Source organism: Pseudovibrio sp. W74, from assembly GCF_001623085.1.
Lineage (GTDB): Bacteria > Pseudomonadota > Alphaproteobacteria > Rhizobiales > Stappiaceae > Pseudovibrio.
Genome location: NZ_LMCJ01000002.1, coordinates 133,419 through 147,813 on the forward strand (window position 1 = coordinate 133,419; position 14,395 = coordinate 147,813).

General features: G+C 50.9%; 7 protein-coding genes. 1 reads left to right on the plus strand and 6 read right to left on the minus strand.

Translation table 11 applies throughout. The features are described 5' to 3' along the window. Positions 1-67 precede the first annotated feature (67 nt). From mtr to PsW74_RS01420, 4 genes are all read right to left on the minus strand, one after another. Positions 68-1,345, minus strand: a complete 1,278-nt coding sequence (mtr, locus tag PsW74_RS01405) for a tryptophan permease (protein WP_063287521.1) — start codon at positions 1,343-1,345, stop codon at positions 68-70. Between the two features lie 82 nt (positions 1,346-1,427). Continuing rightward, positions 1,428-2,828, minus strand: a complete 1,401-nt coding sequence (locus PsW74_RS01410) for a tryptophanase (protein WP_057461422.1) — start codon at positions 2,826-2,828, stop codon at positions 1,428-1,430. 1,246 nt (positions 2,829-4,074) lie between these two features. Then, the gene (locus PsW74_RS01415) at positions 4,075-6,840 is read right to left on the minus strand and encodes a DEAD/DEAH box helicase family protein (RefSeq protein ID WP_063287520.1); all 2,766 of its coding nucleotides are present in this window, start codon (positions 6,838-6,840) and stop codon (positions 4,075-4,077) included. Positions 6,841-6,989: 149 nt separating this feature from the next. Beyond that, positions 6,990-8,093: a hypothetical protein gene (locus PsW74_RS01420; RefSeq protein WP_063287519.1), complete on the minus strand. Its 1,104-nt coding sequence runs from the start codon at positions 8,091-8,093 to the stop codon at positions 6,990-6,992. A 760-nt stretch (positions 8,094-8,853) separates the two neighbouring features. Between PsW74_RS01420 and PsW74_RS01425 the strand changes: the two genes are divergently transcribed. Further along, entirely contained in the window at positions 8,854-10,464 is a 1,611-nt protein-coding gene (locus PsW74_RS01425) for a virulence protein (RefSeq protein WP_063287518.1), read from the plus strand. Here the strand turns inward: PsW74_RS01425 and PsW74_RS01430 are convergent. Then, positions 10,425-11,957 (minus strand): glycosyltransferase family 39 protein, encoded by a 1,533-nt coding sequence (locus tag PsW74_RS01430; RefSeq protein WP_063287517.1) that lies wholly within the window; start codon positions 11,955-11,957, stop codon positions 10,425-10,427. The genes PsW74_RS01425 and PsW74_RS01430 overlap by 40 nt on opposite strands. 290 nt (positions 11,958-12,247) lie before the next feature. Beyond that, on the minus strand, positions 12,248-14,395 hold the full coding sequence (locus PsW74_RS01435; RefSeq protein WP_063287516.1) for a 3-hydroxyacyl-CoA dehydrogenase NAD-binding domain-containing protein: 2,148 nt from the start codon (positions 14,393-14,395) through the stop codon (positions 12,248-12,250).

Genomic DNA, 14,395 nt, shown 5'->3' on the forward strand with positions numbered 1-14,395 from the left:
ATACCTCGTTTCGGAACTGAGGCTCACAACCGCGAGCCCCAGCAGAGCGTCATGCCATTCTCGACGCTTATGGATAGACTGGAAGTGCGTTGAACATTCCCAGAATGTGACTGACGGCAACCAAAATGCCGAAGCCGAAGATCACCCAGACAAGAGCCTCGCCGCCCCAAACGCGGAACTGAGGATTGCCGAATTTCTTGCGGCTGACACGCACCATCAGAGCAGGGACGATCGCCGTCCAGACTGTTGCAGCAAGGCCAGCGTAGCCAATCGCGATGATGAAACCATCTGGAAAGAAGATGCCACCGATCAACGGAGGAACGAAGGTCACAGCTGCGGTTTTCGCACGACCTGCAGAGCTGTCATCAAACTTCAGGAAGTCTGCCAAAAAGTCGAACAGACCAAGCGCAACGCCCAGGAAGGAGCTAGCCACAGCCATGTTACCAAATGCGGACAACATGTTGGATGCAGAGGTGTTTTCTACTGCACGGCCAAGAGCTTCCACCAGTACGCCGATGTTACCACCCTGTTCGATGATTGGGCCAAAATCAGCTCGTGAGATGTTGCCCAATGTGGCAAACAGCCAGACAATGTAAAGTACCAGTGCAAGGAAAGTGCCTGTACCAAGGCAGAGTAAGATCTTCTTTGGCTCCTTGCCATAGTACTTCATCAGGCTTGGTACGTTGTGGTGATACCCGAAGGAAGCCAGGCAGAACGGCATTGCTGCGAACAAATACGGGAAGTAACTCCCCATTCCCATATTATTGTCGCTGTCAAAGAAGACTGCAGCCTTCATGTTGAAGGTGTAACCAGTCACAGACATGAAGAATGTGATGATCATGCCACCAAGAAGGATGGTTGTGATGCGATCAACTGCTTTGGTAGACCACCAGACGAAGAACGCCAGACCCAGTGCAAAGATCAGACCAGCCAACATCTGCGGAGGCGCAACACCCAATGTAGCATCCAGTGTGTGAACCACAATAGACCCGCCACCGGAGATGTAAGCGTAGCAGAGGATGTAGCCGACAAATGCAACGGCAATGTTGTTTACGGTGTTCCATCCAGTCCCAAGGGTGTCTTTCACCATGGTATCGAAACTGGATCCGACCGGATAATTCAGGTTTGTTTCCAATATCATAAGGCCGGAATGAAGCATACAGAACCAGGTAAAGGCCAGAGCCAGAATAGCCCAGATGCTCCACATACCAGCACTAACGGTTGGAACGGAAAACATACCAGCGCCGACTGCAGTACCGGCGATGATCATAGCCCCGCCTAGGAAGGATGGACTGACTGTTGCAGTGGATTTTCCCAAACCACCGACTTGTGTGCCCTCAGACATTTACTTCTCTCCCGTGAAGTAGTTTTGTTATATCCGTGAGGAAAGAGGGGAGGCACAGAGCAGCGCCTCCCAAGTTGCCAAATTATTTGATTGGCTTCAAACGTGCAGTGAAGTGACGAAGCACAGGTGGCTCGTATTCAAAGTCGAAACCTTTGATATCCTTCGCATTTTTCGCAACGTTGATCAGAGCATCCGCGATGTAATCCATGTGGTCATTGGTGTACACACGGCGCGGGATTGTTAGGCGCATGAGTTCCAGTGGGGACTCTTTTTGCAGGCCGGTGGCTGGATCGCGGCCAAGTAAGAATGAGCCAATTTCAACTGGGCGTACACCGGATTCCAGATAGAGCGCGTTACACAAAGCCTGCGCCGGGAACTGGTCTCCCGGGATGTGCGGAACGATCTTCTTCGCGTCTACGAACACCGCATGACCACCGGTTGGGTACTGAATTGGCACGCCGCCTTCAACGAGACGATCGCCTAAATACTTAACCTGGCCAATACGATAGTGCAGGAAGCTCTCGTCCGCACCTTCATGCATACCCCGTGCCAGCGCTTCCATGTCGCGACCGGCTAATCCCCCGTATGTTACGAAGCCTTCCATTGGGACGCAGAGGGTCTGGACGGCCTGGAACAGCTCTTTCTTCTCCCGGATTGCGCACATGCCGCCGATGTTGACCAGCGGGTCTTTCTTGGCGGACATGGTGAGCATATCGCCGTAGGAGTACATTTCGCGGATGATGTCGGTGATGGACTTATCCGCGTAGCCTTCCTCGCGCTGCTTGATGAAATACGCGTTTTCGCAATAACGGGCGGAGTCGATCACAACCGGGATGTCGTATTTCTGGCCGATCTCGTAAACAGCCCGCATGTTGGCCATGGAAACTGGCTGACCGCCGGAGCTGTTACAGGTCACTGTGGTGATGATCGCGGTGATGTTCTTCGCACCATTTTCCTTGATCGACGCTTCCAGCTTCTCAAGATCGAAGTCACCCTTCCAATCGTAGTAAGTGGTTGTGTCATAAGCCCGTTCATCCACCACATTGACGACTTCGCCACCGTTCAGCTCTACGTGCGCGGCTGTGGTGTCGAAATGGTAGTTGGAGATGAACACGTGCTTGTCTGCATCACGCACTTCCTTGGCGCGACGGATCAGTGCCGGGAACAGGATCTGCTCTGCACCACGCCCCTGGTGGGTTGGCACCATATATTCATAACGGAAGAAGTGATGGACAGCTTCTTTGAGGTTGTAGAAGTTGCGGGATCCGGCATAGGCTTCATCGCCCATCATCATGCCCGCCCACTGGTAGTCAGACATGGCGCCCGTGCCGGAGTCTGTCAGCAGATCGATGTAAACGTCATCACTTGCGAGCAGGAATGGGTTGTAACCTGCTTCAGCCAATGCCTTTTCGCGGTCTGCGAAAGTGGTCATCTTGATTGGCTCAACCATTTTGATGCGGAACGGCTCAGGGATACGTTTCATTGTTCTAGTCCTTACGTCATGTTTTTACTGCGCATTCTGTATCCAAATACTGGCTCCCACCTTTGGGAACACGCAGCGGCGCACGAGTTGGGTCGCTCTCCAACCATTGGGCGCGAAAGTTTTCAAGCACCTGAAATTACAGGCGGTTATCTTGGAATTTGTGTTTTGCGGCAGCAGTCACCAGGTTTGAAAGTAAGACGCAGCTCACCCGTTCACTGTCAGAGACGGTGTGAGTAGTTTTGCCCGATAAAGCGCAAGGGTAGATGTAGTTTTCCCGTTGCTCCAAGTAGATTAGGCGTCAAACATTCAAATTTTTAAAGGGACTGATGGGCCTGTAGGCTTATACGCACGCATTTGGGAAGTCATAGGCAAGACGAACATCTTGCGTAAACCATGCCAAACTCTTTTTATTGCGATACTGAAGAACCAGTACTGACCGGCTCATGGCCTATTCCTCATCTTTACTGCATATCATGTGATAGCAAAGGCATATGAAACCACATTTACCCATGTGTCAAGCAGCTATTCTACGTCTTTCCTACGGGGTTGCCCCTAGAACAAGTATAAAGGTCAGTATAGACTTCATGAGGCATTAACAGGCGCTGTAATATTCGACGTCACACAGTAAATAATTTTGTAAATTCTTATATTCCCCTTCAAAGCAAGATTTTTTGCGGGGCTTAAAGGCAAAACCGCCTGAAGACGCCCAAGAGTGAAGCGCATAAATCAATAGCAGATACACGGGCACCGCCACGAACTCTTGATATCTCAGAGATTTCTTTCCTGTTAAATTTCACAGAGAGCAATTATACCAAGTTATTTGCAGTGGAACCTCTCTTTGCGACACTTTTTGGCGGACACCACGTTATCCCCGTAAGAAAATTGCGCACTCTCGCACTTATCCTCCCAACCGCGTTTTTCTGCCCTGCACAGAGGCAGTTGATAACTTTTCCGCGCACCGGGCATAAATCTCTTCCGACGCCTAAAACCAGAACTCATCATCCATGAAGCCCGCTCAGCAATTAGCCTCACATAGCAACGCGTTCGTTTGCGTTCTTTCGTGTTTTCTTGCGTTTTTTAAGGATTTCATTGTGCGGTGCGGGATGAAACTGCAAACTCAAAAGTCCTGCGTGAACAGCAACCTGAAATTCATGCGATCAACCTCACGTAAACCGTCAAGCCCTAGAGCCAATCTACATTCAGAGAGCCGAGATAAACTTGTCACTAAAGACAAACATAGCAAGCACTACTCCCACACACTCAAACGATCTGTCTTTTTCTGAAAGGCTGAAGCAAAGGACTGCGTTCGTGCTTGCAAGAGCGATAAGCGTCCTTCAGGGCTACGTGTGTAGATAAGTTGTGAGGGCCCGATATATCGCTCCCAGCGCTTAGCAAAGAACTCGGCATTCTTCTTTTTTTGACCAATAGAATTTGGAACTGGGTGATAATCCACGCGAGATATGCCGCCAAGCCTGGAAGAGCGCACAAGCAAATATCGCGGATTTTCAGAGGGGCCTAAAACTTCTCCCATTGCCTCCAGAAAGAGACGCCTCTCCGCAGGTGTCGCCCCATCCAACCGACAATAAACGACGCCCATTTTGTTTTGCGTGGACTGAATGCGGAGGTTTTGAGTGCTTGTTTTTATATGCTCCATGAATTGAAGGGTTTCTAAAACGCTCCGCCCTACTTGCGTGATAGATTTCTCTAAAGAACTGTTTCGAAGATATAGTCGAAAAATCTTGAAAGCCTTTGGTGCGATCATCACCGCAGCCACACCTGCACCGACCAGAATCCAAACCGCCAATGTCTCAACATCACGAACACCAGACAATACCTGCGCAATGGCAAGAGCGGCAGTTATAAGACCTGTCATAATTAAGTATTGGATGGTTTCAAAAAATACGAAACCTTGGGGCGCGTAGTTTGAACCAATGTTTTCACGCGTTTCCGGTTTCGGGCTGGAGCCATGCAATCCCTTGCTCCATGTGTGAAGCAGGGCCTCCCTCATTTCAGCCCGCGCCAACATGCTTTGATTAAGGCTTTCTACGCCAGCACCCGTCCATTTAGTGCCAGCAAGAGCAAGCCGCTTGGAGCCGTTTTCTATTGTGAAGGGCACATCATAAGAAACACCTTCAAACGCAAGAAACCGCCTTTGCAGCATCCTCACATCATCTCCAACATCCTGTTGAATGTCATCGAACGGATCAAAAATCTCTCGCCTCGATGTCTCTTTCGTAAAAACTGATTTCAGTTTTTCATCTAATCGCTCAATATCAACTGATGCAAGATGCCAGATATTGGCTGTTTTATTGGGTTTACTCGGATCAATACGAATAGCCCTGCCACGCATCTGATTGGAAAGCATGTAAGAGCCAACATAACTGGCTAGAATGAGGGTGTTTACTGAAGGCGCATCCCAACCTTCTCCAAGCAATGCCTGCGTTCCAACCAAGGCAGTAATTCCGCCAGCATTGAACACCTCAGTTATCAAGTGAACGATGCTTTGCTTTTGCTCTCCCTTGATATGAACGCGGACGAAATTCTTATCATGAGCTAGGTCAGAAAGCCGAATATGGCTATTATCAATGTGATTATCTCTCACCACCTGGTCAAAGATGCCTAGAGCATCTTTGGGAAGAATAATCAGAGATCCGGTCAGCACACCAAGTTTGACACCAGCAATGCTTTCACGGCGGAGATGCTCAAAAATTGGGGCCACACCGATTTTATTAAGCGGGCCTATTTCATCCGCACAAGAAGGCAATTCCGTCTCTCGAATATAGTCTGCAAGAACCACCATGCGCAGATCATCACCAAGTTGCTTGGCTTCCATTCGAGTGATCGTAGCAATGCTCTTCAACTTACCAGTGCTACTGGCTAGTATTTTTTTAATTTCCTTGGTGTCTTCGAGGTTTATTCTGCGCCGCTCAATAGCTCCTATTCGCTTAAGTTCGCGGCGAACAGCAACCAGAGTGTCATCAAACTCGGAAAAGTCATCAACGTGGGAGTAGAGAACCCCACTCAGCAATACTTCAAGCCACTTGGGATCAACACCTGGAACTTCAGCCGACCTGACACCTAAAATGGTTAGAGCATAGTCAGGCGGAGCGAAGCCAAGCGAGTTGAGAAAAATAATTATCGAGGAAAAGAACTGCGGATCATCAAGAATGTCTTTAACGTGTCGCTGCGTGTCACAAACCCAAGGATGAGCAGAAAGGGCATCCAAAAAGCGCTTATTCTCCGAAAGCTCCTTAAGAAATTCTGAGACGTTCTTTTTGAATTCCCAAAGTTTCTGGTGTTCATTTTTTGTCGGAAGAGAAAAGTGAATATAATCTTGGTGCGGACATAAATCACCGCGTTGCACCAACTCAGGCACCGAAATCTCAGCATCTATTGGGCCGCACAACTCCTCGTACTTCTGCCACTCTTTAAAGTCGACATCATACGGAGGAGAAGCGGTCAATGCGACGGTTTTGGGCTTCACTAAGCCAGCTTTCAGCTTGATGAGCGCCTTCCACCATTCATTCCGTAGATGATGCGCTTCATCCAGCACGAGCACATTCACATTTTGCTCAGCAAGCAGTGCAATTACATCAACCGACTTAGACTGGGTTACCCTTGGCTGATCTTCTGCTTCATCTTCTGCGTCTTGAAGCTCTTCGTCGACGTCCTCATTCGAGAATGCAGCATGAAGAGCCTGATAGGTGATCACAGTCAGAAATTTTGGTTTTCTGATGTCTTTTGATATCCAATCAGGCCGCTCTTCATCCTCTGGCAAAAACAAGGATGTGAGGCGTTCTATCCATTGATTGCGGATCGTAATCGTCGGGGCAAGAATTAACGCAGGCTGGCCTACTCGCCTCATGACCTCCAATCCAAGGATAGTCTTCCCTGATCCTGGAGCTGCAACAATATGCAAGTGGTCATCATCCAGATGGGTATCTAACTCAGCGAGAACGCGCTCTTGATACTCTCTCCAAGAGGCTTGGAAACTTAAATTATTAAATGACATCTACAACTCTGGATTTAAGGCCCGCTACAAGTAACATGAAATGCTTGTAGTGCCTACACGCTCAGCTGCTCCCTTCGTGTACTAAACGAGTTGAAGATAAACACAGATTAGCACGCACAATGCGAAACGCATCAAGCAATTCGCACAACTCACCGCGAGAACGAACGAAACACTTCATAAAGCTGGAAGAGTTGTTTTTGGGAGTTGATGTTCATTTTGTAAAGGGCGCTTCTGAGTTGTTTGCGGACGGTGTCGAGCCGGACGGAGCGGCTTTTTGAGTAGGCTTGCAGGGACTGGTTGGAGAGGACGGCGCAGATCACATTTGTCTCAGCTTTTGAGAGCCGGAAGGCATCTGCCATGTTCTCCAGCACAGCACGATCTGCCTGCTCCGTGGTACCCGTCATCATGATCTTCACCGCCAGATACTGCGCGGCCTCTACAGCTCCGCCTGCCGCCTGTGGTTTTGGGTTAAACATCTGGATCAGATAGGTTATGCCGGATCGCTCATCCGTCAGCTTCAACAGGGGCAGGCCCCCGTGAAGGGCGCTGACATGCGCCTCTGCCAGTTTTCTGTTGTGCTTACGCTCAGCACAGGCAAGGCCTGCTTTCTTCAGCTTCAAAAACCCGTGCTCCAGAATCTCAAGAGCCTCTGGATTGATGGAACTGATGGTATGCTGTGAAAAGACGATGAGGCCAAATGGCAGCTCTGCGGCAACGCGGTCTTGCAACGACAGCTTCATCTCAAGGCTCTTCACCCTTTGCCGATAATGCAGAGCCCGGCTGGCATGCGGTATCATGCGCTCAAACATCTTTCTTTGCAAAGGTGTGAAGCCATCTCCGACCCTGAGGGAAGACACACCAAACCAGCCGAAGTTATCGCCCTTGGTCAGGTTCGTCCCCATAAGGTCATAAACCTCATATTTGGGGAGCAACTGATGGACCGGGTTGGTTTTCAACCCATGCTCCGTTGTTATCTCCGCGTCGGTTATCACCTGTCCATAGGGAGATTTGTGAACCCGCTCTATTCGGTAGTCATGGGGGAAGTAGTCTGTGGTGTATTCAAGCTCGAATGCGGTATCAATCCGCGCCACATAGTTGAGACGCTCCTCAGGTTTTGCAGCATCATACGTGTAAAGATGAACGCCAGATGTTCCCAGCATGTCACTGGCCGTGGTGAGGGCGTCCTCAAACAGATCGGGGTGCTCTACAGACTCATATAACTGAGTGAGAAAGAGTTCAAAATTCTTTTCCATGCCTCTAAATGTGTAAACAGCAATGATTCCTTAAATATTCGACACAGTTACCGTAGCGTAGTGCCAATAAATATCAAACAGGATTTAGGTGGTAGATAGCTTTTGCGGAGTAACATAGGTGAGGCAGGCCTATTAATCGAACGGTCAGAACACGCCGGGTATCTGTCGGAGGGGTGCTCTTTTTCTTCTGCAAGCCCCCATTTGGGGAATGGTTGGAGACCCGCGTTTCTCTTAATCTTGTAGGTAAGCTGATCGCATTTCAAAACAAACACTGTGTTTTTCGTGGCCCCATGGCGAGATTATTTATCTCAGCTGATGGGTCATTGAGCAGATGGTTTGAGCAAGCCGAAATGAGATCCTGCTATGTTTTAACTGTTATGGGGGGAAGAGAATATTAGAATGGATATTGCATAACTTATTGTATTTATACTTGAAATCTATATCAAGCAGAGATGAACCTTAGACTGGACTATATTCTAAGTCATTTGCTTCAAAACAGCTCGCCAAGCCTCCAGCGCGGGCTGTTTTTTTATGTGTCTGCCGAGGTTTACGTTGGGCACACATCACAGCCAGAGCCTGGGCCGATGAGCTAAAGCCGTGTGCAAGCAGGAATTGCCAACTCAATTCAGACAATCAGATACCCCAATATTTTATCGTTTCCATTGACTTTTCATTCGCTCTGAAACCACTGCGATAGTTGGCTTACCTGCGGGATACTCCAAAATAGCGGCGTTCTCCCGGTGCGAAACGGAGCCTATGGATGCCCAAAAACAACCCTGAAACGGACAACACTTCCGGTGATCAGAAAGCAGAGGAGTGGATCCATTCTGTCTCTGAAATTCTTCGTATCAACATGGATGGTGTGCAGGGCACCACGGTTGAAGGCTCCAGCCCGCAAGGCGTTCCCAATGGGGAGCCAACAGAGCACGTTGACGGCCCGGCCGGGAACCATATGCCGCCAGAGCCCCAAATCCCGGACCTGTCGCCGGAAATCAAAAAAGTCCGTGCCAAGTTTGAGGCCTACAAGAAGCGCCGGAATATCTTCAAGGATGTCCGTGATCTTGAAATCTTCGACAATTACGTAAAGAAAACAGCGGGTCTTCTGGACAAAGCGACTGATCTGAACAAGTTGCAGAATGTCGATGCAGCAGAGGATGTGTTGGACAATGCAAACCTTACTCTGCAGGAGATCGAGGAGACTTATGCCCGCGGTGTTGATTCCGCTTGTGTGCTGTTGCATCGCAAGCAAGAGCTGGCAGATATCAAAGCCCGTTTGAAGTTCCTTGCGAGTTTTGACCTGGAGGGCTTCTCACAGGGCCGTCAGGAGGAGGCTCCTCGACTGGCCGGGCTCATCAAAACCAATGCAGATAAAGCAGAGGCACAGCTGAAAGCTGGCGAAATCAAGGACAGTCGGGATACCTTTCTAGCATTGCAAACCTATCTGGAAATGCTGGAGCTGACACTCAAGGAAGTACCGTCGAAAGAAACTCAAAAACCACGCAAAGAAACTTCCGTACGGGCTTATACCGGCGGCAACTCAGTGGCTGCGGCTCAGGAAGTACTCACTGAACTGAATAAATTATATGAAGAGCAGCACAAGATCCCATTCACGGATAGAGAAGAGTACGCACGGAGCAGGGACAAGATATCAGCACAAAGAGAGTTGCTCAAAAACCCCGATCACCGGATCAATAATGCTGACCGAGATGGCATCTTTACCCAGTTTGAGCCTCTGGGTGAGGACGGCAGGCCCGTGCTTGATAGCGGCGAATACGAGAAAGCCGGAAATAAGATTCATTTGAGTGTTCAGATGGATCAACTGGCACAAGCTGGAAACATCCTGACGCCACTTTTGCTCTCACCGGATAACCCCTTCCTTTCGTTCAAAGTCACCAATATGGACGGAGCGGAGGCAGCGATTAAAGATGATCAGGAGAAGTATTCCGCTGACACGCCTGAGGCCAAAGCAAAAATAGCAGAGCAAAACGCATATTTTGATCGTATCACCCAAGGTGCGCAGATCACGCTTTATCCTTATGCTAAGGACACCAACTATCCTGATGGTGCTGAGGACTTTGGCTTTTTCCTGAAACTGCTGGAACAGGAACTGGCAGCCGCTGGGATTCAACCGGGCAAAAACCCGGATTCCGATGCCGGCCTCGAAGGCTTAAGCTTTGCAACCTTCCGCAATGAAGAAGGCTCGCGCGGTGTTGGTGTGGACGACGAAGACCAGCTCGAAGAGAACCGAAAGATGCTGAGGAGCAAGCCGTTTTATCAAGCTCTCACCAACAAGGATTACAAACCAGAGGCCCCTGAAAAGAGCCCAGCCTCTCAGCAAGAAGAGACTGAGAGCAAGAAGAGTGCCCGATAAGGCGAGCCACCCCGGTTAATCGTAATCGGCTCATCGGGAGTGATCGTGCAGTATGACCCAGCCAGTGCTGCATGAACTCTGCGCAGTCTCTCTTCCCAGTCATCAAAGGGAAGAAGCCCCGCGACGAGCACTTTGCGCTTCGGATCATTTGTTGGCTCTGGCAACAGCCCGAAATGACGCTGATCACTGCCCAGCACTCTGACATGCGCTTGATCGCCAAGTGCGTAAGCAATCTTAGCGCCGTCAATCCAGTTCAGCGTATAAATCAGTCTGGGCTCATCCTCCTGCAAGAAACCGCGGCGGCGGAGAGCATCCTTCACATCAAACCAGTCCATTGCGCGGATGGTATCATCCCAACGGGCAGCAGACGCCAGCGGACGCGTCAGAACTCCCGTTTTAAAATGCAGTCCGCCCAGCACCACGACAGTGAGGATCACCCCTGCGGATGCCGCAAACGCGCGTTTTGCGATCGCTGCCCCAGTTGGCTTGAGGCTGGCGAACCAACTCCCCAAGAGAGGGAAGAGGAACAGATATCCAGCCATAGGCCAGTGGGGAAGTGTATTTCTGGAAAGCAAAGCCACCGCGTTGAAAACCACGATTGGAACAATCGCAAGGCACAGGAGATATCGATCAGCTCTTGTTTTCTCAGCTGATCTGAAGTGCCTCAACAGGAGCCATAGGAACACAACCAGCGTAACCGGTTGAAGATAGGCCAGTTGTCCCAACAGCATGCGTCCGGAATTGATGAGATGCACCACAGGTTCAAAATCACTGGAAGAGACTGAACGTGAGAGCTGAAATCCGAAGGACTGCCAGCCGTTCACTGCATTCCAATAGATAACCGGGCTGAAGACCAGCAGCGCGATCACCACGGCAATGTATAGGCCTGAGCTGCGAAGCAGGGGCCGTGTTGTTCTGTTCGAGAGCAGGAAAAGCAAGACACCAAGCCCACTCAAAACCGCCATGTATTTTGAAAGCAGCGCCAACCCGAATGCCAGTCCGGCAATTCCCCAACGCGTCTTGCTTATGTGCGTTGTATTCGGATCCGAGAGCGGAGCCAGAAGACTGGCCGCAACCAACAAGAAGAGCATCATCGGCCCATCCGGTACAATCCAGCTTCCAGCCGACAGTAGGAAAAACGGGGAGATGGAGAACCATGCAATCGCCCATGCCCCAGCCTTCGCACCGTAGAAGTGGGCGGTGAGCTGGTACAGCAGCAGGGTGGAGACAACCGACATGGCGATGAAGGGCGTGCGGAGCACAAAGCCTGCCTCAGAGCCTGTCAGCCAAGCCGTCACATGGACAATCCAGAAGGTCAGCGGAGGATGGTCAAAATAGCTGAGAGACAGATCTCGGGCCATGACGACCATATAGCTTTCATCAACGCCCAGACCCAACATGGCAGCCCCGTAAAATCGGGCGAGCACTGCAGAAAAAATTATAATGAAAACAACAATGGCAACACGGGCTGGTGTGACGGTTCTGTCAATCATCAGCTGCCTCATGATCAGGTTACATCGCTTATTCTTAGGATGGGGAACAGAGGGTCGGGCACATTCAGGTCAACCGGAATGCCAACAGGCAATCTCACGACAACTCAACAACACTCAGACAATCTCTCCACCTCCAATGCCCTTCTTCCTTGCGAGCCTGAAGTTAATCTGAAGAGTATGTCGTATTTTTATCAGTGCAGAGATGAAGTGTGGCGCAACGGCAGGCAACCGCACACAAAAAAGCCCGCGAAACGATGGCTTCGCGGGCTTGTTGTTTAGTCGGCTTAAGCTCAGGCAGCTGCGAGTTTTTCGCTGCGCAATTTATCAAGAGCTGCTTCGGTGACTTTAAAGCGTGGGCCATAAGCTGCTGCCAGCTCGTCAGCGCGTTTCTTGAAGGCCTCAAGGCCGATACCGTGGATGAATTGGAGAGCACCGCCAGTGTGTGCCGGGAAGCCAATGGCGAAGATGGAGCCGATGTTGGCTTCCACCTCTGTGCGCAACACGCCTTCATCCAGACAGCGCAGGGTCTCAATGGCCTGACGGTACATCATGCGATCTTCCGCATCCTGCGTGGAAACGTTCAGATCACGCTCTTTGAACTGGGAAAGACCATCCCAGAGTTTCTTGGAACCATCGCCAGCGTACTCGTAGAAGCCGCCGCCGTAGTGACGACCACCACGGCCCATGTTCACCATGGACTGGCCAACCTTTACGTTGGAACTATCATCTGCCGGGAACCCGTTTTCAACGCCGAGGCGTTTGTCCAGCGCGATGTGGGTCTCGTGGATCTTCTTGGTAAGAACCATGGAGACTTCATCATGCACGGCCAGCGGACCAACCGGCATGCCGATTTTCCACGCAGCACGCTCAATAGCGACCGGGCTCATGCCATCACGCATCAGAGCCAGACCTTCATCCAGATAAGTGCCGAACACACGGCTGGTGAAGAAGCCACGCTTGTCGTTGACCACGATTGGCAGGTAGCCGATCTGCTGCACGTAATCATAGGCTTTGCGCAGGGTATCGATGCTGGTTTTGTCGCCAACAATGATCTCGACGATCTTCATATTATCAACCGGCGAGAAGAAATGCAGGCCGATGAAACGGGTCGGATCAGGACAGCTTTCCGCGAGAATGGAGATCGGCAGGGTCGAGGTGTTCGAGCCATAGATACCGGCATCAGAAAGCTGCTTGTAAGTTTCAGGGATAACCTTCTCTTTCAAAGAGATATCCTCAAAGACCGCCTCAATGATGATGTCGGTGCCAGCAAAGGTGTCATCGCTGTCGGTCGGAGTGATACAGCCAAGAAGGGCTTCCTTCTTCGCCTCATCCATGCGGCCCCGTTTGATGGCTTTGTCTGCCAGTTTTACGGAGTAACCTTTGCCTTTTTCAGCATTCTCCAGGCTCATGTCCTTGAGTGTGGTTGGCAGGCCACGGCTTGCATGTGCCCATGCAATGCCCGAGCCCATCATACCTGCGCCAAGAATAGCAGAGCTGCCTGCTTTCCAGGCATCCCCTTGCGGGCGGACTTTGCCGGACTTGATCGCCTGCATGCCGAAGAAGAACGTGGTGATCGCTGCACGGGCTTCAGTGGAGCGCAGCAGAGCAGCAAAGCCGCGGCTTTCATTGCGCAGTGCGCTGTCAAAGCCCATGCGCATGGAGTTGACGGCAATGTCCATCACCTTTTCAGGTGCGGGCATCAGACCACGCGTTTTGTTGTAAAGCATGGTTGGTGCCATCGCGGCCACCATGCGCACATTGGCGCTTTCCGCATTGCCACCTGGATAGCGGAAGCCTTTTTGATCCCACGGCTGAACAGCAGCCTCAGGGTTGGCTTTGATCCATGCCTTTGCAGCTGGGATCAGCTTCTCCGGCATATCAACCAACTCGTCCACCAAACCGGCTTTCAGCGCTTTTTCCTGACGCAGCTGCTTGCCTTCTGCCAGCAGTGGCAGCGCTGCTTCCAGTCCCAGCTTTGCGGTGAGGCGGACAACGCCGCCAGCGCCTGGCAACAGGCCGAGTGTCGCTTCCGGCAGGCCAACAACGGCCTTTGGAGAGTTGAGCAAAATGCGGTGGTTACAGGCGAGGCAAATCTCGAAGCCCCCGCCAAGCGCGGCACCGTTGATGGCCGCAACCACTGGCACTGGCAGCTTTTCCAGTTGGCGCAGCGGGGCTTTCATCTCTTCCACGTAGGCGAAGATATCTTCCGGGTCCATACTGCCGTGGAGCATCTCTTCCAGATCACCGCCTGCAAAGAAGGTCTTTTTGGCAGAGGCGATGATGACACCGGAAAGACCCTCTTCAGCGCACAGCTTGGCCATCAGCTCTTTCATGCCTTCAAACCAGGCACGGGTCATGGTGTTTGCGGACTTGCCAGCTGAGTCAAACGTGATTGTAACAATGCCGCTGGCGTCTTTTTCGTAAGTGTATTCAGACAT

Bases quoted from the DNA above. Each gene is read 5' to 3' on its own strand.
- mtr (WP_063287521.1), bottom strand. From the start codon at position 1,345: ATGTCTGAGGGCACACAAGTCGGTGGTTTGGGAAAATCCACTGCAACA.
- PsW74_RS01410 (WP_057461422.1), bottom strand. From the start codon at position 2,828: ATGAAACGTATCCCTGAGCCGTTCCGCATCAAAATGGTTGAGCCAATC.
- PsW74_RS01415 (WP_063287520.1), bottom strand. From the start codon at position 6,840: ATGTCATTTAATAATTTAAGTTTCCAAGCCTCTTGGAGAGAGTATCAA.
- PsW74_RS01420 (WP_063287519.1), bottom strand. From the start codon at position 8,093: ATGGAAAAGAATTTTGAACTCTTTCTCACTCAGTTATATGAGTCTGTA.
- PsW74_RS01425 (WP_063287518.1), top strand. From the start codon at position 8,854: ATGCCCAAAAACAACCCTGAAACGGACAACACTTCCGGTGATCAGAAA.
- PsW74_RS01430 (WP_063287517.1), bottom strand. From the start codon at position 11,957: ATGATTGACAGAACCGTCACACCAGCCCGTGTTGCCATTGTTGTTTTC.
- PsW74_RS01435 (WP_063287516.1), bottom strand. From the start codon at position 14,395: ATGTCTGAATACACTTACGAAAAAGACGCCAGCGGCATTGTTACAATC.